We start from the raw sequence: 20,579 nt of genomic DNA on the forward strand, positions 1-20,579 counted from the left end.
GAGAGGTTCCAGACGCACGCATGACCGAGACGCAATTTGATCGGCTGACGCCTCGCGAGTGCCAATGCCTGCTGATGGTGCGCGATCTCAAAAGCTCGGAGGATATTGCCCGCGCCCTCAATATCAGGCCCGGCACCGTCAACACCTATATCCGCGACGCGGTCGTCAAGCTGGGCGCGCGCGACCGCCGGCATGCGGCCCTGCTCTATGCCGAGCATCTGGCCCGGATCGTGCCGCCATCTACCACCAGCGCCCCCGAGAAAATAGGGGGCGATTTGATAGGTCTAGCCGATCAGGCCGATCCTGCAGCAGCTGTGCCACACGCCCAGAACGCCATCGATCGGTCCAGGCCGGAGGATGGTCTTGAGGGCGAGAGGCGGTCCGTCACCCCGCCTCGCGGGCAGGTCAATCTCGGCCTGCTCGTGCGGGAAATTCTCGATGGAACGAGACCGGACGGGATGACGCTGGTTACGCGGTCGCTTCTCACTCTAGCGGTCGCGATCGCGATCGGCTTCTGCTTCTTCGCGATCAGCGCTGGCCTAGGCATGCTATTCAGCATTGCCGATTTTCTTCGCCGCCTCTCCCACTGAGCCTTCCCCACACCGGCATCACAGCAGGTGCGCCACGATACTGGCGCGAGGAGAATGCGCATGTCCAAGCCGACCGACCATCCGCTCCATGGTGGCATCATGACCGTCGCTGCGGCAATCCAGCTGGCCGAGAAGTCTGCCGATAGCGGCATCGTCTCGACCGCCGAGCTCATCATCGCAACGATCAGGGTTCAGGAAGATCAGGGTCTTCCGCCGGGCATTGCCGAACCGGCGCTCGCGCAGCTGCGGCGCGCGATCGATGCCCATATGGAGAGCCGGAGAGCGATCGTGGAAGCCCATGCCGAATATGGCCGGATCACCAGGCGTTTCGGGGCCACGCCCGAAAGCTTCGGTCCGACCTGGCCCTGCCAGCAGGCCAAAGCGCCCCCTGCGCCTGTCACCACGCTTGCAGCCGCCGCCTGAGCCCGATTTGCAAATGAGGGAAGGCCAGCCTTAATGTGGACAAGCGACCATGATCCTGCTGGCCTTCCTCATCCTTTCGGCAATCTGCTGCAGCTATGCCCTGGTGCGGGGCGGCAGCCCCGAGCGGCTCACGGCAGGAGTTTTTCTTGCAGGCACTTTCGCCTCGATCATGATTTCCATCCATGCGCCTCCCCCGCCAGAGGGCTTCCAATCGGCGATCTTCCTAGTCGATCTCGCCATGCTGATCGCGCTGGGGGCGATCATGCTGTTCGCGCGCCGCTACTGGCCGATGGCGATCACGGCCTGTCAGCTGCTGGCGGTGATGGGCCATGTCATCCGGTTGCTCGATCCGCAGATCGTTCCTGTCCTCTACTGGATCAGCACCGCCTTCTGGGCCGTGCCGCAGATGCTTTTCCTGGCGGCTGCCGCCGCGCGGCATCGCAGTCGGCTCCGCCGCCATGGCGTCGACCCGGCCTGGTCGCGCCGGCCTGCCGCCGACCACGCCGGGTAAAAGGCACAAGCCCAGCGCAGCGGCATGTCGGGCCAAGAGCCGGACTTATCCACAGGTCAGACCTGCGTCATGCCGGAAACAAGGCGAGATGACCGATCAACCGCGCAAGGCGCTCCGACCTGGCAACATGGCGGCGCCAGGAAAGCCTGCCAGGATGCTAGCCGGCACCAAGCGGCGGCGCGTGCCCCGAGCCCCTACTCCTTTGGAGGACGAGAAGGGTGCAAGATTCATCCGATCGATCGGCGAGATGCGCCGTCGCCGCGCTGATCATGCCGCGCTTGTCCAATCGGCTGAACCGGCATGGGATATCATGCTCGACATCTATGCCTGCGCCCTTGAACGGATCGACCTCTCTGTCACGGCGGTAGGAATTGCCGCAGGGATTGCGCCGGCAACCGCGCAGAGATGGATCAAGAAGCTGGCAGCGCTCGGCGTCATTGAAAGGCTTGCCGATCCCCGTGATCGCCGCCGCAAGCTGGTGAGACTATCCCCGGCAGCGCTGGCGGCCATGCACCATTGGCAAACTGAAGCGCGCGCGATCTTGGAACAGATCGTACGTCGTGAAGAGCCATCGTGACGAACGGCCGGCCCCTCATTGCAGCCGCCCTGCCGACTAAGCTAGGATAGGATGATGCGGACCGATCTGGATCATTTGCCCGGCGACAAACAGCGCGAGCTCGAACGGGTCGTGCGGATCATCTTCGAGGAATTCGAGGATGCGCTGGCGCTCGCCAACCATGGCTGGAAGAAGCGCGGCCGGATCGAGAAGATCATTCTCTATGGCAGCTATGCCAGGGGCGGATGGGTCGACGAACCGCACACTGCCAAGGGCTATCAGTCCGACTATGACATTCTCATCATCGTCAATGACAAGCGGCTGACCGAGCGGGTCGACTATTGGCTCAAGCTCGAGGACCGCTTCAATCGCGAACTGGCGATCACCCACGCGATCCGTACCCCGGTCAATTTCATTGTCCATACGCTGCAGGAGGTGAATGACGGTCTGGCCCATGGCCGCTATTTCTTCATGGACGTGCGCGAAGACGGCATCGCGCTCTATCAGGTCGAAGACAGCGAGCTCCATGTTCCCAAGCCAAAGACGCCCGACCAGGCGCTTGCCATGGCGCAGGAATATTTCGAGGAGTGGTTCCCGGCGGCGATGAAGCGCTTCGAGATCGCGAAGTTCGACATCACAAAGGGCTACACCAAGGATGCTGCTTTTGACCTTCACCAAGCCACAGAACGGCTATACCACTGCATCCTTCTGGTCACGACCTTCTACACGCCCCATGTCCATAATATCGGATTCCTGCGCACACAGGCAGAGCGGCTGGATCGCCGGCTGGTCGATGTCTGGCCGCGCGAGCGGCGCATCGATCAGGCACGCTGGGAAAAGCTCAAAGAGGCTTATGTGAAGGCCCGCTATTCCAAGCATTACAAGATCAGCGAAGCGGAACTCAGCTGGCTTGGCAGACAGGTCGAGGATCTGGGCCGTGTGGTGCATGAAGTCTGCGCTGAACGGATAGCCGAGTTGAAACGGACTGCCGGCGTTATCGCCTGAACATCCAGGACCTGATCATTTGGGCTGTTCGCCTTGCTTGCGGATGGCGTCGGCAATGATCATGGCGAGCGACTCCTCCGCACGGACACGGGCGCCTAAATCCTTCGATGTCAGATCCTGCCGGATCCAGATCGGGGCGCGTTTGATCACGGCGAGAATGGCGGCCTGTACGAATTCACTCATATGCGCGCCTATGCCGGGCCTTGGCTATCGAGGCAACGCATCGGTCTCACACATCCGTGGGGCGCGGCGATGCGGGTGCAAAAAACATGATCCACTATAGTGACTGGGCCGCCGCCGGACACGGATACCGCGCTTCTTGCCTTTGCTATCCCCGATGTCTCAACGTCATGTCCCTGCAGCGGAAAGAAGATTGCACTCAATATGCGCCGATTGGCTGTCCTTTGCGCTAGCCGACTGGTGACTGAGAGAAAGCGCAGGCCGATAGGTACTGGCTCTAAAACCCTCAGCTGCACATCATCGACGGTTTGGCCAACTGGCTTCGACCGCGGATCTCAAGAGCTTCGCTCCCTGCACATTAGTTGCCCCGGTAAGTCGAGTATCCATAAGGGCTGACTACCACCGGGACATGATAATGGCCCTCTTTGTCGGCAACGCGGAAGGTCAGGACAATTTCAGGAAAGAAGGGATTTGCAGACTCATCGGGATATTTCGACATATCGAATTCAAGGCGGTAGACGCCCGTGTCGAACAGGCCGCCATCGTCGAAGCTACGAACACGACCATTGGCATCCGTCGTTGATTTGGCCACTTGCTGCCAGACGCCATCCGCCGAGCGCTTGGACAGTGCAACAGGCACGCCCTTGCCGCCGGTGCCACGTGCAAGGTCGAGCACATGCGTGGAAATTTCAGCGGCGGTGGCCGGGAAGACGCTGCACCCATAGATTGAGGCGAATACGGCCAAGGTAGCTAGTTTCATGGTGACCTCCCCGAAAAGCGATGCTCTTTTCCAACATACGTCCATTTGGCTCACGTCCTCCCGCCCGATGCTCAAAGCGGGCTGAGTGCGTCCAGTTCCCGCTATGAGAAATGCCGAAACGCGCCATCATTGGCGGGTGATGCGTACCAGATTCCAGTCATATCCCAACCGTTTGACGCGCTCGGCAAGCTCGGTTTTCATCTGGTCCGAAGGATGTTGGTCACGGGTCAGTACCCACAGATAGCGGCCGCTGGGTTCTCCGACGATAGACCAGCTATAGTCATCGCCATGATCCAGCACCCAATAGTTGCCATAGAATGGGCCGAAGAATGATACCTTGAGCTTGGCGTTGCCGCTACCCTCGACCAGCTTGGCCTTGCCGACCGATTCCTTCCATTTCGATCCCCGGCGTCCACGGTTGACGACCCGGACGGTGCCGTCCGGATTCATCACATAGTTGGCTGTGACGCCGTCCATGTCCTTCTGAAAAGGTGCCTCATATCTGAATTGCTCGAACCAGAGCCCCATATACTGTGCGAGGTCGACGGCTTTGGCGGGGGCGGGTACATTAACGTTACCGACTGGTCCGGGCCGCTGGATGAGCGCGCATGCGCCTAGTAGAGTCGTGGCAGCCAGCAGGCTGCCGATAATCAATTTTCTATGCATCTTGCTTTCACGATATGTTGGAATTTGCCTGCTATACGCACCGAATGTTGGATGTTTCCGTGAAGGAGGGAGACGCGCCGCTCGTACCACTTTAGTCTGGCAGCCGGACTCCGTTCCACGCGAACAGCCCGCCACTGTCTTGCGGTGTAAGCCCATCGAGCACATCGAGCAGCCGCTCCGCAGCATATTCCGGCGTGAAGATTTTTCCGGTCGAAATGCGGGCGGTGAAGGGAGCGGAAAGGGCGCTCCTTACGGTGCCGGGATGGAGGGCAGCGGCGATGGCCTGGGGATGTGTCCGACCCATCTCGATCGCGAAATTTCGGATCATCATGTTCAGTGCTGCCTTGCTTGCCCGATAGGCATGCCAACCGCCAAGCCGGTTATCGCCGATCGACCCGACCTTTGCTGAAAGCACAGCGAAGATGGCGCGTCGATCTTTCGCAAGCCGTGGCAGGACATGTTTGGCGATGAGAGCGGGGCCGATAGCATTTATCAAATAGCTTCGCGCGAGTGCTTTGGCGTCCAAGGCACGCATCGTCTTTTCCGGAGCGATTGCCGCCGCCTGATCGTGCAACATGCCGGTGCAGACAAATATCAGGTCGAGCGAGCTTGGCAGAGTTGCTGCTGCCGCCACAATCGACGCCTCACTCTCCAGGTCGAAGCTGAAGGGCACGCAGTTCGGGGCTGGAACAGATCGACCTTTTCGCGAGCCGGTGTGGACCGAACTGAACCGACCACCTTGCGCGAGACTGAGCGCAACGGCCTGGCCGATCGCGCCACTCGCGCCGAATATCGCCGCCGTTGCGGGCCGGGCCAGATATTTGCCTGTCTCATTTTGCAAAGCGCTCATCGTTCGACGGCTCCATTGACGCTAGCATCGATCGGTTGCGACAGCATTGCGTCAGCGAGCAGGACGCCCGAAAGCCATGCGCCCTCGACCGTCGGTGAATGACACCAGTCTCCACATGCGCCCAAGCCTATGCCTGGATTCCAGATGATCCTGCTCGACTGCGCATAGGGCTGCGAGAACCGCCAGCGATGGGCCTTCAAAAATGTGGGGGCAGGGAGCCTGATCTGGAAAAGTCGCGCAAAGGCGTCGAGAAGATACGCGGCAACCTCAGGCGGCGACCATTCCAGATGATCCTGGGACCAGTGGCTGTTGGCGTGCAATATCCAACATTCACCATCACCCCTTTCAGGTTTGGACCTGTTGCATGCAACCATCGAGAAAATATCGACGTTGGTAGCGAACGGCGTTGGTACATCCAGTTGATGCGGAAATTCGACCATAACCGCCCAGCAAGGTGAGGATCTAACAGACGCGGCCTCGCGCGCAGCTTCGAGATCGTGAAGAGACAGCAGTGGTGCCGCCTGCTCAGCCGGAACGGCGATCACCACCGTGTCGAATGGACCTACGCAATCTCCCTCTGCCTGGATCATCCAACCGGCATCTTCCCTGACAAGAGATTGAACCCGGAACTCAAAATGGACGTCAAAACGCCGGCTTTGCTCGCGAACCAAGGTGGCCATTGCAGGCACGCCTACCATCGCATTCCCTGGGCCGTCGCTCCAACGCGCAACCCAGCCAGCCTTTCGCCAACGCCCGACTTCAGTTCGGAATCGGGGATCCCTTGCCGTGAACCAAGGCGCTCCTAAATCCCATGATGATGATCCAATTGCGACCGTTGTGAGCCTGCCACCGGGACGATGCCCCTTGTCGACGAGCATGATTTCACCGCAATGACGCAGCCGTCCTGCGCAGGCCAATCCTGCAATGCCAGCCCCGATGATGCCAATGCGAGGCATTTTATTGAGACTGCATGAGTGTCATGATCTCCCTACGGCTTGTGGGATCATCGCGGAAGCAGCCGAGCATCTTGCTCGTCGTCATCGTTACGCCATGGGTACGTACACCGCGGCCGGTCATGCAACCATGACTTGCCTTGATGATGACAGCGACCCCATGGGGCTTGAGATTGTTCCAGATACAGTCCGCAATTTGAGCGGTAAGGCGCTCCTGGACCTGGAGGCGCCGGGCATATCCGTTCAGAACACGGGCCAATTTGGATATGCCTACGACCCTGTCCTTGGGAAGGTAGGCTATCGAGGCGGTTCCCGTGATTGGCGCAAGATGATGCTCACAGTGGGACTGGAAAGGAATGTCACGCAAGAGGACTATTTCATCATATCCTCCTACCTCATCGAACGTGCGAGAAAGATAGGTGGCTGGATCGATCTCATATCCGTTGCAATATTCTTTCCATGCACGCGTCACGCGCGCAGGCGTATCTCGAAGGCCTTCACGATCAGGATCGTCGCCCGTCCATCGCAGAAGCGTTCGGATAGCATCGTGAACTTCTTGGGGAGCTGAGAGAGGCTCTGGACCGCTTTTCGAGCTATCCTCATCGATAGGGACGAACCCGGCAGTAACGAAATTCATGACAGCTCTCGAATAACTGGCCGCCTGCCCCTTGCAAGCGATGCGAAGAGGACATGCTAGTCAACTGAACAGGGCTCTGCGATATGACCAAATGGGAAGGAGTTGCAGTGACCAGAATATCGGATCCCAATTCTCTGATTTGCAACAGCCAGGTAGCGGCCGTGGTCAGCGATCCTCGGCGCGCCGACAATCCTATCGTGGCCTGCAATCCTGCCTTTGTTGAGTTGACGGGCTACTCCCAAGAAGAGGTCATAGGCCGAAACTGCCGGTTCCTGCGCGGTGCCGGAACCGAGGCCGAGCAGACGGAGATGTTGCGCGACGCTGTAGCCCAGGTGCGACCTGTCATGGTCGAACTGATTAATTACCGTAAAAACGGCACCCCTTTTCGCAACGCTGTAATGGTTGCGCCGCTTTTCGATGACGAAGGCGAACTGGAATTCTTTCTGGGTTCTCAGATGGCCATCGACGATCGGCCGGTCAGCCGCCATCAGCAGGCACGCATGCGAATTGAAAATCTTAGTGGCCGTCAGCGTCAAATAATCGAGGCGCTTGCCCAAGGGCGCCTCAACAAACAAATCGCGTTCGAGCTGGGGGTTACCGAGCGGACGGTTAAGATGCACCGCGCTGCCGTTCTTCGAACTTTGGAAGTGCGGTCGGTGGCAGAGGCAATCCGGATTGCGATAGAAGCTGGCCTCTAGAGGTCGCGCCGCGCAGCGAACCGGGCCAAAGTCCTCAATCGGGCAGCGCTTATGCCAAACGGCTCCAGAGCGCTATCGCATGCGCGCAGGAGCGCTTCCACTTCAAGAGCTGTAGTTTTTGCTCCCAGGACCGTGACGCCGGTCCCCCGGCTTTTATCTTTGTCCTTGTTTACGGCCTTTCCGACAATGGCTGCATCGCCCTCAGAATCGAGGAGGTCGTCCCTGAGCTGGAAAAGAAGGCCGAGGTCAGTAGCATAGGACTTTAACGCGCTGCGCGTTTGCGCATTGCTTCGGCCCAGCAACATGCCTGCTTCCACTGCGAACCGCACAAGTGCGCCAGTTTTCCGATTGAGGCAATCGATGAGCCCTTCTCGTGAAAGATCTGCTTCGGTATACAGATCCATCATCTGACCGCCGGCAAGTCCGTCCTGACCGATGCATTTCGCAAGGCCCAGAACAAGTTCGCTGCGCACGGCCGCATCGGCATGGGTGCGCGGATCAGAGAGAATTTCAAAGGCCAGCGCCAGCAGAGCATCGCCCGCCAGGACCGCTGTGGCCTCGTCGAACCGACGATGAACGGTAGGTCGTCCTCGCCGAAGATCGTCATCGTCCATGCAGGGCAAATCGTCGTGGACGAGGGACTGAGCATGAACGCACTCAATTGCCGCAGCGACACGCAGTGCCGAACCCCGGTCACCCCCCAACATTTCAGCCACAGCCAGGGCAAGAGCGGCTCTAAAACGCTTTCCTCCTGCCGTAGCAGCGTAGCGCATCGCGTCGGCGAGACGAATATTGCGTGTGGGACAGTCACCGATCGCATCCATCAGCACCGTGTCGACTGCTGCACGATCATCAGCCAGAATCTTGGGCAGATGCGGAGGGGCTTGCTCGGTCGTTACCACTGAAATGGGTCGAAATCGGATTGATTCTTCCGGTCCAGCCATTTCCTCGCGCAAGAAGCCAAGGCCATCGAGCCAGGAACATATTTCTTCAATCGCCTCGTCCGGGGCGGATGCGGCTGCGCTCAACCCTATTGTAGAGGCTTTCGCCAGAGGAATATGAGCCAAATCTTCAGCATCTTCGATCAGAAATGCCTGCGGACAATCAGCCGCCAGCGCCGCTTCGACCAGTCGGCGCGCATTCGAAGATGTGGGATCTCCAACAATCAACATGATATCGCAACGCGGCGCTATTTGCGTCACAGCAGATTGCCGGTTTGTGGTTGCATAGCAGATATCGCTTGAACGCGGACCGACGCAATTGGAGAATCGAGCCTCTATCGCCTCGATCAATCGTGCTGAATCGGCGACTGAAAAGGTCGTCTGGACGGCGTAAGCTACTGGCGTTTCATCTGGCAGGGGGAGGGCGCTGACACTGGCCAGATCCGCTACTATCGAAATGGCGTCACGGGGCAATTGTCCAGTGGTTCCGATTATCTCGGGATGGTCCGCATGGCCGATGAGCAAGACGTGGCGGCCTTGCGAATTCCATTGAGCGACCTCGGAATGAATTTTTGCGACCAAAGGGCAAATGGCATCCACGACGCGCAAACCACGTTGATCCGCCTGCGCTTTCACGGCGGCTGCACTTCCATGCGCGGACAATATCGTGACTGCGCCTTGAGGGATTTCGCTCACATCCTCGACAAAAACGGCGCCTAATTCCTCAAGCTGCTTTAGCACCCTTCGGTTGTGCACGATCGCATGGCGCACATAGACAGGAGCACCATGGACATGCAGCGCGTCCTCAACGGCTGCAATCGCACGTCGTACGCCAGCGCAAAAGCCACGCGGATTGGCCAACAGCACCCGTCTGGGCCCAGGAGAAAAAGCCTGATCTTCTCTATCGTCTGGTGCGCTGATCATCGCCTCATCCTATCTATCTGACATATTTTCAGTTTTTGGCTTTGAATACCATACTCCCCTTTGGACAGGTTGTGGCACTCCACCAATTCCATAGCGATGCCTTGAACCAGCATTCCTCAAACCAAGGCGATACATGATGTCATCAAAGCCTTCTGCAATCGTCATCGGATCAGGCTTTGGGGGACTTGCGCTTGCAATCCGCTTGCAAAGTGCCGGTATCGGCACGACGCTTATTGAGGCACGCGATCGCCCAGGCGGGCGAGCCTATCGCTGGGAAAGAGAAGGTTACATATTCGACGCCGGTCCGACCGTGATTACCGATCCGGCCTGCCTGGAAGAATTATGGATGCTTTCAGGCAATCGAATGGATGAGGATGTGACCCTCAAGCCGGTGAGCCCCTTTTATAGGCTTGTCTGGAACGATGGCACACAGTTCGATTATTCCAATGATGACGCGCTGTTGGAAAAAGAGATTGCCAAGCTGGATGCGAAAGACATCGAAGGCTACCGCCGGTTTCTGGACTATGCGCGGTCAGTTTACCAGGAGGGCTACGTGAAGCTGGGTGCTGTCCCATTTCTTGATTTCAAGAGCATGTTGAAAGCGGCACCCGCCCTTGCCCGGCACAAAGCATGGCGGTCTGTCTATGCAATCGTATCGAGCTTCGTGGGGAACGAAAAGCTACGCCAGGCCCTGTCATTCCACACTTTGCTGGTCGGGGGGAATCCGATGAGCACGAGTGGCATCTACGCCCTCATCCACCACTTGGAGCGGGAGGGAGGAATATGGTGGACGACTGGCGGCACCAACGCACTCATCGATGGGATGGTGGCGCTTTTTGAGCGATTGGGCGGAACGCTCATGCTGAATGAACCGGTACGGGAAATTTTACATAAAGGGCGTCGCGTAACTGGCGTGATCACGCAGGCTGGACGTCGCATTCATGCAGATCAGATCGCCTCCAACGCGGATGTTGTCAGCACCTATAAAATGATCGTCGGGTCTTCTCACGCATTGAGGAAAAGGCATTCACTCGAAGCTAAGCGATTTTCTCCCAGTCTTTTTGTTTTACATATGGGAATTAAGGGAAATTTTCCAAAAATCGCGCACCACTCGATTCTTTTTTCCGATCGCTACGGTCCCTTATTGGACGACATTTACAAGGGGGGCCGCTTGCCGAAGGACCCGTCAATCTATTTGCATAATCCCGGAGCCAGTGACGCAAGCGTGGCTCCTGCCGGCAAATCGGTCTTGTACGCGCTCGCCCCTGTGCCGCATTTGGGCGCTGCGCCAGTCAATTGGGCGGAGGAGGGCGACCGCTATCGCCAAATCATCATAGGCCGCATTCGCGACCTGTTGATCCCCGATATCGAGGATCGGATCGAAATCTGCTTTCACTATACGCCGGAAGATTTCCAAAGGGATTTGGACGCTCATCTTGGTAGCGCGTTCAGTCTGGAACCGGTGCTGACGCAGAGCGCCTGGTTTCGAGCACATAATCGTGATGACCGATTTGAAAATCTTTTCCTGGTAGGAGCAGGTACCCATCCCGGCGCGGGCATCCCAGGCGTTGTCGGAAGTGCCAAAGCGACTGCAGGGCTCATGATGCAAACCGGGAGGCCCTGAGGCCCGTATGAACATTGCTGTTCTATAGGCCTACAGAGCTCTATCGCTCAGGCTCTATGGATGATCCGTTATCAGTCCAGCGCCAAGATCTGCTGCTCGGACAATAATTGCTGTTTCAGCATCCCGTAATCGACATCCTGCACGCTCCTGCCCTCCCGGATCGCGATGGATGCAGCAGCAGCGGCCGATTGGCCAAGGATCATGAAGACAGGCTCCATTCGGATCGAGCCATAGGCAATGTGCGATGCCGACAAGGCGACCGGGACCAGCAGGTTGGTTGCTTCCTGGCGCTTCGGGATGATCGCATCATAGCTGATCGGATAGGCGCGTTCCGGGCTGACCTCGATATTCCCTTCGTTGCGCGCAAAGCCTCTTGCATCGACGATCCGCCGGACATTGTGCGAGTCCATATTATATGATCCCATGCCGACCGGCCGGGGCGTCGCCTTCGTGCCGCGCAGATGCGGTTCGGCCATGACAAAGTCCGAAACCATGCGCCGCGCTTCGCGCACATAAACTTCCCGCGGCCAGTTGCCATTGGCCGTGAATTCATCCTTGCACAGGCCCCAGCGCGCCATCTCCGTGCGCGTCTCGGCCGGCACGCCAGGATCGTTTGCCATGAACCACAGCAGTCCCTGCTGATAGTCCACATGCTCCTGGATGATGGCAGCCCGTTCGGTGTCGGTCCCCTCGGGATAGCGGTAATTCATGCCGATATCATCGAAGGAGAAGGCACCGAAATTGTTGGTGTCGGTCTTGCCGTTGGGAATGCGATCGAATTTGCGGAAAAAGTCGCGATAGCCCGCATCCATATAGCGTTTGAGCAACGCATATTGGCGCGGATCGTAATGGCGCGGCCTGGGAAAAGGCGTGCGGTTGGCAGGCACGTCGGTCAGGCACATGCGGAATGTATAGGCTTGTATGCGATGGTCGCCGGTGCCGTCCGGCGCGATCGGATCTGCCGTCACCCGCGGCAGCAGGCCGCTGCCCGGCTTGCCGGGGATGACATAGGGATCGACGTCCAGGGTAAACTGATGGTTGGTCGTGTTGGCCATCTGGACGCCGTTCAGCGTCTCGCCATAGGTGGCATTGGCTTCGCGCCCGACCGCAAAGCCCACCCCTGCCCCTGCCATCAGATCGCCTTCATAGCTGGCATCAATGAAGACACGGCCGGCAAAACGACGACCGGTCCCGGAACGGAAGGCGACAACCCGACCGGCTCGCACCTCCACGGCCCCGTCCCGCCGATCGATCGGCTGGGATCGAACGACATTAACACCGGCCTCCTTCAGCCAGGCCTCGTAAATCTCCTCAGCCACCTTGGGCTCGAATTGCCACATCGCATCGTCATTGACGAAATTCTCGGCGTTCTCCGGACGCCTGGCAAAGGTCCAGGCAGCCGGATCATCATAATGACGCTTCACCCGCCGATAAAATTCGAGCGAGAGGCCACCAATGGCGCGATGATTGCCGGTGTCCGACCAGCCCAGGCCATTGGTCGTCATGCCGCCGACATAGGCGTCGCGACAGACGAGAAGCACCGACCGGCCCAGCCGCCGTGCCTCGACCGCCGCAATGACGCCGGCCGAGGTGCAGCCATATATCACGATATCCGCCGGTGTTTGGGCAACCGTGCTGGCGTCGGTCGCGCCGGCCAGCAGAAGCGCCGCGGCGAGCATGGGGCGAAGCGCCTTGATCCTGCCAGCCATCAGAAAGTCGCCGCCACGCCGAAGAAGAAACGGCGGTCCTCTCGCAGCGAACTGAGCAGGCGCGCCGGATCCTGGAGATATTGCCGTTCGACGGACCGGGTGAGATTGATGGCCTCAGCCGTCAGGCGGACGGTCTTGGTGAGGTTGATCTGGGCCGAAGCGTCGAGTTGCCCCCTGGCCTGCATATAGGAGCTGCCGCCCGATGCGGCGCTGCCCTGCCCCTGCAGATATTTGCTTCGGTGGATATAGGCGACCCGGAAGGACAGCAGCTCGTCCTCATAATAGCCGATGAGATTATAGCTATGCTTCGACAGGCCCGGCAATGGCAGGCCGCGTTGGGTCGCCTCGTCTACCAGCGGCGTCTTGCTGTCGACGAAGGTATAATTGGCCTGGATGCCGAGATTGTCGAAGGGCGCCGGCAGGAAACGCAGCGCGTGCTGATAGGCCAGTTCGAATCCCTTGATGGTACCCGACTTGCCATTGACCGGCTGGGTAATCTGGAACAGGTCGTCCGGCCCCGTCGACAGGCCGGGCACGAATTCGGGCCGGGTCGTGTTGATGGTGAAGGAACTGACGTCCTTGTAGAATCCCGCCAGCGTCAGCGCACTGGACGGCGCAAAATACCATTCCAGTGTGGCATCATATTGCGTTGCCTGGAACGGCCGCAGGGCGGGATTGCCACGCGATCCCGTGCGGGCGACGATGAATGGAATGAAGCTCACCCCGACATCGTTGAGGCTGGGACGCGCGACCACCTTGGCAGCGGCAGCGCGGAACATGAGGCTGGGAGACAGCTCGAGCGAGAGGTTGGCGCTCGGCAACCAATAGTCGAAGCGCGATTTCGACGCGGTTGCCTGTGTATCCGACAGATAGCCCGAGGATATGCGCTCGATACTAATATAGCGCACTCCCGCATTGCCGGTGATCGGCATTGATCCGACCTCGCTCTTGAAATTGGCCCGGACATAGAAGGCGAGCGTGTCCTGATCCACGTCGCGGATCGACACGCGACCAAGCGGGATCGTGTCGGCACGAGGGATCGGCAGGCCAAATGCATCGCGTGCAACATCCTTGTCCACGGTCCCGGTCAGCAAGTCGCGTGGAAAATCGCCCGAGGCTCCGGGAAAGAAGCTGCTCATGCTATTGTCATAATTGAGTCCCGGCATCTCATCGACGGTGATGATGCCATCGCCATTCTTGTCACCAACGGCCAGCAGGCTTGCCGCGGAGGGGACGCTCTGTGGCGATTCCGAATAAAATTTGATCTTCTCGTAGCGCGAGCCGACCTGGATCGAGCTGAGCAAGCCCCAATCGGTGCGGATGTCGAAATCGACACGGCTGTCATAGCCGCTGTTGTTGGTGATATTGTCACCATCGAAGATCGATGCCAGCTGATATTGCGCCGGATCATTACGGTCGAAATTGGTGTCGAGCGAGAGGTTGGGTACCGGGCCACCACTCGAGAAATCATAGCTCGCATTGGTGACATTGCCGGCACGCGGGACCACCACATAGGTGAAGGATGCGCCAGGGCCACCATCCGTGCCCTTGCCCTTGCTGTAGGAAGCGTCCGCCGACATCGTCACGACATCACCATCATATTTGGTGGAGAAACCAAGATTGGTGGATCGGAACTCGGTCGGCTCGTCATAGATGAGCGGCCGCAGCGTCACGCCGGTGAAGGTGCCGCTGACAACCGTGCCATGTTCGTCAGCGACGGCATCGACGTCATTATTATTGAAGAGAATCTGGTAATTGGCGCTGTTGCGTTCCCGTTTCAGCCGGGAATAAGTGCCGTCGAGAATGATCTCCCAATTGTCGGCAGGACGAAACTGCAGCGAACTGTTGAGCGTCAGGCGCTGCTCCCGCCGATCATAGATGCGCGCCATGAAACGATTCGGCCGGAAGAGGCCGGGATCGTCGACGCCGTCACCATCGCCGTCGATGGCATCGGTACGGGTCCAGCCGCCGGAATCGAATGACTGTCCCTGGGTATGGGTGTTGGAATAGGCGATGCTGGCAAGGACGCCGAAGCGATCGTCGAAATTCTTCGAGACAAGGGCAGAGCCTCGGTAACCAAGATGATCGGCCTGGTCGGTATAGGCACCCTGAAGCCGCCCGCTGATGACAAGGTCGTCAAGGTCGAGCGGACGCTTGGTCTTCAGGTTCACGGTCGCGCCGAGCGCCCCTTCGGGCATGTCGGCGGTGGGAGACTTCGAAACGACGATGCTGCCGATGATTTCCGGACTGATCGATTCAAGCGACGCACTGCCCCCTGCACCCGGTCCCAGGAAGGTGCGGCCGTTGATTTCCAGACGGTTCTGGGAAATGCCGCGGACGGTGAAGTTGGAACCATCCCCTTCGCGCCGGGTGATCTGGACGCCGGTGATGCGGCTCATGGATTCAGCGACATTCTGGTCAGGCAGCTTGCCGATATCCTGCGCCGTGATGACATCGACGATGTTGCTGGCGCGGCGCTTCACATTGATCGACTGCTGCAACGAGCCGCGAATGCCGGTGACGATGATGTCCTGCGCCGCCTGATTGTCGGAAGAGCCAATATTATCTGGTGCTACGCCCGCCGTTTCATGCTCCTGTGGATCGGGCTCGCCTGCCGGCATCATGGTGAAAGCGGCTGCCGGGGTCGGACCGGCCTTGCCTCGCTTGAGCACGATGGCGCTGCCGACCCTGACCATGACGAGATCCGTGCCTGCAAGCAGGCGCTGAAGCGCCTGCGACACATCCATCGCCCCTTTGACACCGGAAATGGTAACGCTTTCAGCTGTGGGTGCCGACACCAATATTTCGATACCCGCCTGTCTGGCAAAGAGCGGGATGCCGGTGCGCGCCGGTTGCGCGGGGATATCGAATCGCCGGATCTGGGCCGCCGCCTCCGCAGGCGAAGCCATACTCCAGGCCAGGCTGGCTGAAGCCGCAAGAAAATGGGCGCGCGAAGCTCTCATACATCCTCCCCTGTCTGGCGCCCTGTTTTCTGGTGCGCTCTCGATCATCAAGAGACGGGCGGGTCGGTTTTCCGTCAGCGGCCTGCGATCTTTTTTCGCGAAAGGCGAATTTCCTCTGCCGTCGTCGTTACCGAAATATCGAGGGAAACGACCAAGGTTCGCGCAAAACCTGCCGGATTGTCGATCCGGAACAGGCCGACGAGCTTCTCATTGGCAAGGCTTGGGTCGGACAGCACCAATTGCTGCTTGTTGTAGCGGTTGAACCGGGCAATGGCGTCAGACAATGTGTCCCCTTCGAGCGCGATTTCACCTGCTCGCCAGGCGAGCGACCTCTCTATCGCCTGCGGTGAATTGCCAGTGGCGGGAACCAGCGCCCCCCGCTCGAAGGTCGCAAAATCCCCGGCCTTGAGGATGGTCATCGCCCCTGCCCCGTTACGGGCCCAGGTTGCCACGATCCCCTCGGTCACGGCAATCTGCACGCCATTTTCGGTCCGACTGACGGAAAAGGCCGTGCCGATCGCCCTTGCCTGCGCGATGCCGGCATCGACGATGAAGGGACGCCGCCGGTCCTTTGCAACCTGAAACCAGGCTTGGCCTTTTGCCAGCGTGACGCGCCGGCTTTCCTCGTCGAGGGCAACCCGCAGGTCGCTACCACTGTCGATCGTTGCGACCGAACCATCCTCGAGCGGAAGACGCCGAATTTCACCGCGCTCGGTCGCGATATGCTCCCCCGTCCAGCGCGAAAACCCGACCATGCCTGCAATCGCCGCCGCCATGGCACCACCGACCCCGGCCGCCATCCATCGACGCCGCGTCCAATGGGAGCCGTGCTCCGGCCCGGCGTCGGCAACAAGCGCTTCCTCCACCAGGGCCAGGGCAGCCTGCGCACGCAGCAGCGCCCCGGCATGGAGCCGGTCCTGTGCGAGCCATGCGTCAAGAGCGGCCTGCTGATGCGCATCCAAGGGATGGCGCATGGCCCAGTTGGCAGCTGCCTCGTCAATGCTTTCGCGCATGGACACCTCCGCTGCTCGAAGGCTGTTCCTGTTCGGGCTCGGTCAATGTGCGAAGAATGGTTCTCAAGCCGCGGCTCGCCTCATTCTCGACAATGGTTTCGCTGACGCCCAGCGTCTGGGCAATCATCTTCTGGCTCAAGCCCTCGACCCTGCGCATGATGAAGATACGGCGGGCACGATCGGACAGCTGTGCGAGCGCCGCCTGTACCCTGGCCAATTCCTGGCGTCCCTGCACGAAGCGCTCGGGCGTCAGAGGATCACCTTCCTCTTCCCAACCATCAATGCCGGACGCAGTCTCGATGCGAACCACCCGCGCCCGCTCCACCTGTCGTTGCAATATGTGTCGCGCCACCGTGAAAAGATAGGCGCGCGGCACGGCAACATGCGCAACATCAGGCAGTTGGGCCAGACGGCAATAGCATTCCTGCACAATATCCTCCACATCGGCCGCCGCAAGCACACGCCGCCGCAACCAGCTCCGCAGGTCACGTTCATGGGGCAGAATTTCCCGTGCTACCCATCTGGCAAGCGCGTCGCGTTCCGTAATTTCTCTCCTCTCTCGTTGCCAAGAGCCATGGAAGAGGCATTTCCGTCACGGTTAAAGCAATTTTGTGGCGGAGAAACGGATACGCGCCGATAGGTGCACATACTCGAACAATCTCCGCAAAAACTGACTGACTATCCCGATCCTTCGCTGCCACCCGATGGGATTTTTTCGCTTCTTTCAGCGGATTTTAGGTTCCAAGCGCTGATGTGAGATCAATGAATTGCAAAGGGAGATGATAATCCGATAAATTGCGGTAACTATCGGACATATCCCGATTGCCGCACTCTGGAAGCATGATTCATTAGGGCCGTGCCAAAGATGATTATTCCCGGTGGCATGATGCAGACCAAATTGGCGCGACGCTTGGATTTGACGCTGTTGGCAAGGACCAAAATGGCGAAGAACACCCTACACCGGTCTGGGCTCTTGCGACTGGCTGCGTGCGCGCTAGGCCCGCCAGCTATATATCCGACTGGTGCGACGGGCGAACCACATTCCCAAGCGCCATCGCGATCTTTCCTGCACGCTGACACGCAAGAAATCTTCGAGTATGTCGGCCATCTCCCCACGAGCCTATCACCGCGCGCCCCTTCAAATAGCGCGATCGATGGCGGGAGGTAGGATGTCCATTAAAACGCTGCGATCCGCCGTGAGAGGCATCGGTGGAGAGAGAAAACAACGGAGATCGGGATTGAAAAGCGCTCATAATGTCCGCAGTGCGCACGATATAAAGCCGATTTCCATAGTAGGCGAAAGCTACTTTCAGGATGCGATCGCGCGCTGCTCGGTCGGTCAAAGCGTCGCATTGATAACTGAGCCGGGTAACCCGATTAATCCATGCGCGATCATGGTCTGGAACCAGGAAGGTCACCAGATAGGCTATTTGCCGCTGGGAAGCTGGGTCGCCGGAGCGATGCCGCCCAGAGGCTATACGCTGTACGCTTTGATCACGTCCATACATGGCGAGCCGCCGAAGCGTACGGTCATCCTGGATTGGTTTTATCAGCGAACAGGTCGATTGTTCGAGTGATGAATGATGGCGCGACGGCGGGGCGCTACGAAAGCCGCTTGATCAGACTGATGGGTGAAAACCGGATGTCCGAAAGCGATCGTCGGCAGACGTAGCATTGTCCTGCCGACATTAGGGCTTCACTACCGGTTTAATCATCCTCTTACGGTTTAATCATCCTCTTACGGTTTAATCATCCTCTTACAATTGACGGTGAGACCGAAGCGTCGCATCAGCCTTCGCTTCTGGCAAACGGGTCACTTTGACCATCCAGCGTAACAGGGCGGGGCACGCACGAAGCACGCCAACGGCCGCACCAGATAACCAGTGTTTTTCGGCAAGACGTTGCAAGACCATACCTCGCCGAATCTGCGGCCCGACCATCGCCCGCAGCCTTTCATGATAGATTGGCGCGGGCTGTCCTGCGAGAATGGATTGCGCCGCAAGCCAGCCGCTGCGTAATGCGATGGCCATACCATCACCTGTGAGCGAGGCCGTCATTGCGGCCTGGTCACCCACCCGATAAATGTCTTCAGCATCGTCTGATGCGTGAATGCGGCCATAGGGTAGATTGGCGATGGTTACAGGTCGGGCGAGTAAAGGCTCCCCATCGGCAACCGCGCGAAGGCCTGGCGAAAGCGGCGCGATCATTGCCAGAACATCCTCCCATCTTCCGCCCAGCGCCGTCAGTCGTTCCCGCCGCAGGACAAGGCAGAGGTTCGCGATGCCACCCTCCACCAATTGGAGACCTGCATAGCCATCGGGGAAGAGTGTCAATTCGATCAACTCTTCAAGTCGGGCGAGCGCGGCTCCAGGCAGGCGCCAGTGCATCTTGAAACCAACATGCGCATTTTCGGGCACCATCTTTGGCAAGGTGCGCAGACTGATCTTGCCGGTCGCCAGCAAAATGGCACGACCGTGCCGCTCGCCAACATTCGTGCGTATGCCGCCCGGCAGAAGATCAAGCGCCCGGACCGGCCGCTCTATATATGCCCCGGACTTGGCAGCCATGTCGATCAGCGCCTCGTCCAACCGCGACCGGCTAAGGCCTCGCGCCACGAACGGAAGACGGGCCTCGGCTATCCCGCCGTTCGTCACCAGCCGCATGAAGCGCACTTGGGAGGCGCCCAGAACGTCGAGGTCGAGGCCGATATGCTGCAGATGCTGTTGCGCCTCTATGGACAGAAATTCGCCGCACGCCTTGTGGTGAATGCCCTCCTGCGATTCCAGTAGATGGACGGATCGGCCCGCCCGAGCGATGCAGATTGCCGCTGCAGCCCCGGACAGTCCGCCGCCCACGATCAGCGCATCTGCCTTCACTGCCAGCGCGACACGCAATACCGGAAAGGGAAATGCCAGCGGAGCGTGGCCTTGTCTGCAAGATCTGCCTGCTCCAGCAACCCCAGCCAATCCTCGTGACGAAAAGAGCGGGCGATGGATAGTGGCCCGTCATGTCGTACGAAGGCATGCCAGCGCATTGCCGCCGAAAGCAGGCGAAAGCCATGATAAGGCAGCGCATGGCGATGCAGGTCGTTCACGAACCAGCCGACCCGCGCTCGATTTTCCATCCAGCGAAGGAAGCATATGATTTCCTCATTGCTCATATGGTGCGTGACGAGCGAACTGATGATGAGGTCGATCGGCTCATCCATCGCCATCGCGTCGCCGGTTCGATATTCGATCGCCATTTCCGCTGGCGTGTCGGTCCGGGCAGCGGGCAGGCTACGCGGGTTGATGTCGATGCCGATCAGGCGGATCGCCCGTCTCTTGCTCTCGGCCAGGCGGCGAATGGCGCGCAGCATGTCTCCCGCGCCATAGCCTATATCCACCAGTGTCAGGACATGACCCGGCGACGTCTTTTCCAGCGCCTGCGCCACGAAACCTAGCGTCGGCGGCCGGGCGAGGGTGACAGTGTTGACTCTGGCCAGATCGGTGAGACAAGCGGCGAACTGCTCTGCCGGCACATTATCACCGTCCATCCACTCCAGTTGACCAGATCGCGCGGAGAGGTCGACCATGG

The 20,579-nt window shown here is 59.1% G+C and carries 21 protein-coding genes; 8 read left to right on the top strand and 13 right to left on the bottom strand.

Features of this window, described 5'->3' with window-relative positions; all coding sequences use genetic code 11:
- Nucleotides 1-20: 20 nt before the first annotated feature.
- The 5 genes from DIZ22_RS19205 (at nt 21) to DIZ22_RS19225 (ending at nt 3,085) form a co-directional block, all read left to right on the top strand.
- Nucleotides 21-590: a helix-turn-helix transcriptional regulator gene (locus DIZ22_RS19205; protein ID WP_004209634.1), complete on the top strand. Its 570-nt coding sequence runs from the start codon at nt 21-23 to the stop codon at nt 588-590.
- Between the two features lie 60 nt (nt 591-650).
- Nucleotides 651-1,013 (top strand): hypothetical protein, encoded by a 363-nt coding sequence (locus DIZ22_RS19210; RefSeq protein ID WP_097385785.1) that lies wholly within the window; start codon nt 651-653, stop codon nt 1,011-1,013.
- A gap of 49 nt (nt 1,014-1,062) precedes the next feature.
- Nucleotides 1,063-1,524, top strand: coding sequence for a hypothetical protein (locus DIZ22_RS19215; RefSeq protein WP_122928587.1), 462 nt, complete (start codon nt 1,063-1,065; stop codon nt 1,522-1,524).
- A gap of 88 nt (nt 1,525-1,612) precedes the next feature.
- Nucleotides 1,613-2,101, top strand: a complete 489-nt coding sequence (locus DIZ22_RS19220; RefSeq protein WP_122928589.1) for a MarR family transcriptional regulator — start codon at nt 1,613-1,615, stop codon at nt 2,099-2,101.
- A 54-nt stretch (nt 2,102-2,155) separates the two neighbouring features.
- Nucleotides 2,156-3,085, top strand: coding sequence for a HEPN domain-containing protein (locus DIZ22_RS19225; RefSeq protein WP_097385786.1), 930 nt, complete (start codon nt 2,156-2,158; stop codon nt 3,083-3,085).
- 15 nt (nt 3,086-3,100) lie between these two features.
- Here DIZ22_RS19225 and DIZ22_RS21980 read toward each other — a convergent pair whose 3' ends face one another.
- From DIZ22_RS21980 to folE, 6 genes are all read right to left on the bottom strand, one after another.
- On the bottom strand, nt 3,101-3,268 hold the full coding sequence (locus DIZ22_RS21980; RefSeq protein WP_164488918.1) for a DUF6771 family protein: 168 nt from the start codon (nt 3,266-3,268) through the stop codon (nt 3,101-3,103).
- A 355-nt stretch (nt 3,269-3,623) separates the two neighbouring features.
- Nucleotides 3,624-4,025, bottom strand: coding sequence for a hydroxyisourate hydrolase (uraH, locus tag DIZ22_RS19230; RefSeq protein ID WP_097385151.1), 402 nt, complete (start codon nt 4,023-4,025; stop codon nt 3,624-3,626).
- Between the two features lie 126 nt (nt 4,026-4,151).
- Nucleotides 4,152-4,691 (bottom strand): lipocalin family protein, encoded by a 540-nt coding sequence (locus DIZ22_RS19235; protein WP_080993714.1) that lies wholly within the window; start codon nt 4,689-4,691, stop codon nt 4,152-4,154.
- Between the two features lie 91 nt (nt 4,692-4,782).
- Nucleotides 4,783-5,541 (bottom strand): SDR family NAD(P)-dependent oxidoreductase, encoded by a 759-nt coding sequence (locus DIZ22_RS19240; protein WP_122928591.1) that lies wholly within the window; start codon nt 5,539-5,541, stop codon nt 4,783-4,785.
- Nucleotides 5,538-6,221, bottom strand: a complete 684-nt coding sequence (locus DIZ22_RS19245; protein ID WP_235654631.1) for an FAD-dependent oxidoreductase — start codon at nt 6,219-6,221, stop codon at nt 5,538-5,540. Before DIZ22_RS19245 ends, DIZ22_RS19240 begins: the two co-directional genes overlap by 4 nt.
- A gap of 277 nt (nt 6,222-6,498) precedes the next feature.
- Nucleotides 6,499-7,131, bottom strand: a complete 633-nt coding sequence (gene folE, locus DIZ22_RS19250) for a GTP cyclohydrolase I FolE (RefSeq protein WP_081215307.1) — start codon at nt 7,129-7,131, stop codon at nt 6,499-6,501.
- Between the two features lie 83 nt (nt 7,132-7,214).
- Here folE and DIZ22_RS19255 point away from each other — a divergent pair, with 83 nt between their 5' ends.
- Nucleotides 7,215-7,829 carry a PAS domain-containing protein gene (locus DIZ22_RS19255; protein WP_048939287.1) on the top strand — a complete coding sequence of 205 codons (615 nt, stop codon included), beginning with the start codon at nt 7,215-7,217 and terminating at the stop codon, nt 7,827-7,829.
- Here DIZ22_RS19255 and ispH read toward each other — a convergent pair.
- On the bottom strand, nt 7,826-9,694 hold the full coding sequence (gene ispH, locus DIZ22_RS19260) for a 4-hydroxy-3-methylbut-2-enyl diphosphate reductase (RefSeq protein ID WP_122928594.1): 1,869 nt from the start codon (nt 9,692-9,694) through the stop codon (nt 7,826-7,828). The genes DIZ22_RS19255 and ispH overlap by 4 nt on opposite strands.
- 136 nt (nt 9,695-9,830) lie before the next feature.
- On the opposite strand from ispH, the gene DIZ22_RS19265 reads away from it, so the two are divergent.
- Nucleotides 9,831-11,318 carry a phytoene desaturase gene (locus DIZ22_RS19265; protein WP_122928857.1) on the top strand — a complete coding sequence of 496 codons (1,488 nt, stop codon included), beginning with the start codon at nt 9,831-9,833 and terminating at the stop codon, nt 11,316-11,318.
- 71 nt (nt 11,319-11,389) lie between these two features.
- On the opposite strand, the gene DIZ22_RS19270 is transcribed toward DIZ22_RS19265, so the two are convergent.
- The 4 genes from DIZ22_RS19270 to DIZ22_RS19285 form a co-directional block, all read right to left on the bottom strand.
- Nucleotides 11,390-12,997, bottom strand: coding sequence for an FAD-dependent oxidoreductase (locus tag DIZ22_RS19270; RefSeq protein WP_122928597.1), 1,608 nt, complete (start codon nt 12,995-12,997; stop codon nt 11,390-11,392).
- A gap of 29 nt (nt 12,998-13,026) precedes the next feature.
- Complete coding sequence (locus tag DIZ22_RS19275) at nt 13,027-15,936, bottom strand: TonB-dependent receptor (RefSeq protein ID WP_240626780.1); 2,910 nt, start codon at nt 15,934-15,936, stop codon at nt 13,027-13,029.
- A 128-nt stretch (nt 15,937-16,064) separates the two neighbouring features.
- Nucleotides 16,065-17,003: a FecR domain-containing protein gene (locus DIZ22_RS19280; protein ID WP_122928602.1), complete on the bottom strand. Its 939-nt coding sequence runs from the start codon at nt 17,001-17,003 to the stop codon at nt 16,065-16,067.
- Nucleotides 16,987-17,463, bottom strand: coding sequence for an RNA polymerase sigma factor (locus tag DIZ22_RS19285; RefSeq protein WP_346427737.1), 477 nt, complete (start codon nt 17,461-17,463; stop codon nt 16,987-16,989). The genes DIZ22_RS19280 and DIZ22_RS19285 overlap by 17 nt, the downstream gene beginning before the upstream one ends.
- 709 nt (nt 17,464-18,172) lie before the next feature.
- On the opposite strand from DIZ22_RS19285, the gene DIZ22_RS19290 reads away from it, so the two are divergent.
- Entirely contained in the window at nt 18,173-18,580 is a 408-nt protein-coding gene (locus DIZ22_RS19290; RefSeq protein WP_161489728.1) for an HIRAN domain-containing protein, read from the top strand.
- A 180-nt stretch (nt 18,581-18,760) separates the two neighbouring features.
- Here DIZ22_RS19290 and DIZ22_RS19295 read toward each other — a convergent pair whose 3' ends face one another.
- Both DIZ22_RS19295 and DIZ22_RS19300 read right to left on the bottom strand, forming a co-directional pair.
- Complete coding sequence (locus DIZ22_RS19295) at nt 18,761-19,879, bottom strand: NAD(P)-binding protein (RefSeq protein ID WP_122928858.1); 1,119 nt, start codon at nt 19,877-19,879, stop codon at nt 18,761-18,763.
- A complete protein-coding gene (locus DIZ22_RS19300; protein WP_072895405.1) occupies nt 19,876-20,577 on the bottom strand; it encodes a methyltransferase domain-containing protein in 702 nt (233 codons plus the stop codon). The genes DIZ22_RS19295 and DIZ22_RS19300 overlap by 4 nt, the downstream gene beginning before the upstream one ends.
- Nucleotides 20,578-20,579 lie beyond the last annotated feature (2 nt).

The organism is Sphingobium sp. LF-16, assembly GCF_003711185.1.
GTDB classification, from domain to species: domain Bacteria; phylum Pseudomonadota; class Alphaproteobacteria; order Sphingomonadales; family Sphingomonadaceae; genus Sphingobium; species Sphingobium yanoikuyae_A.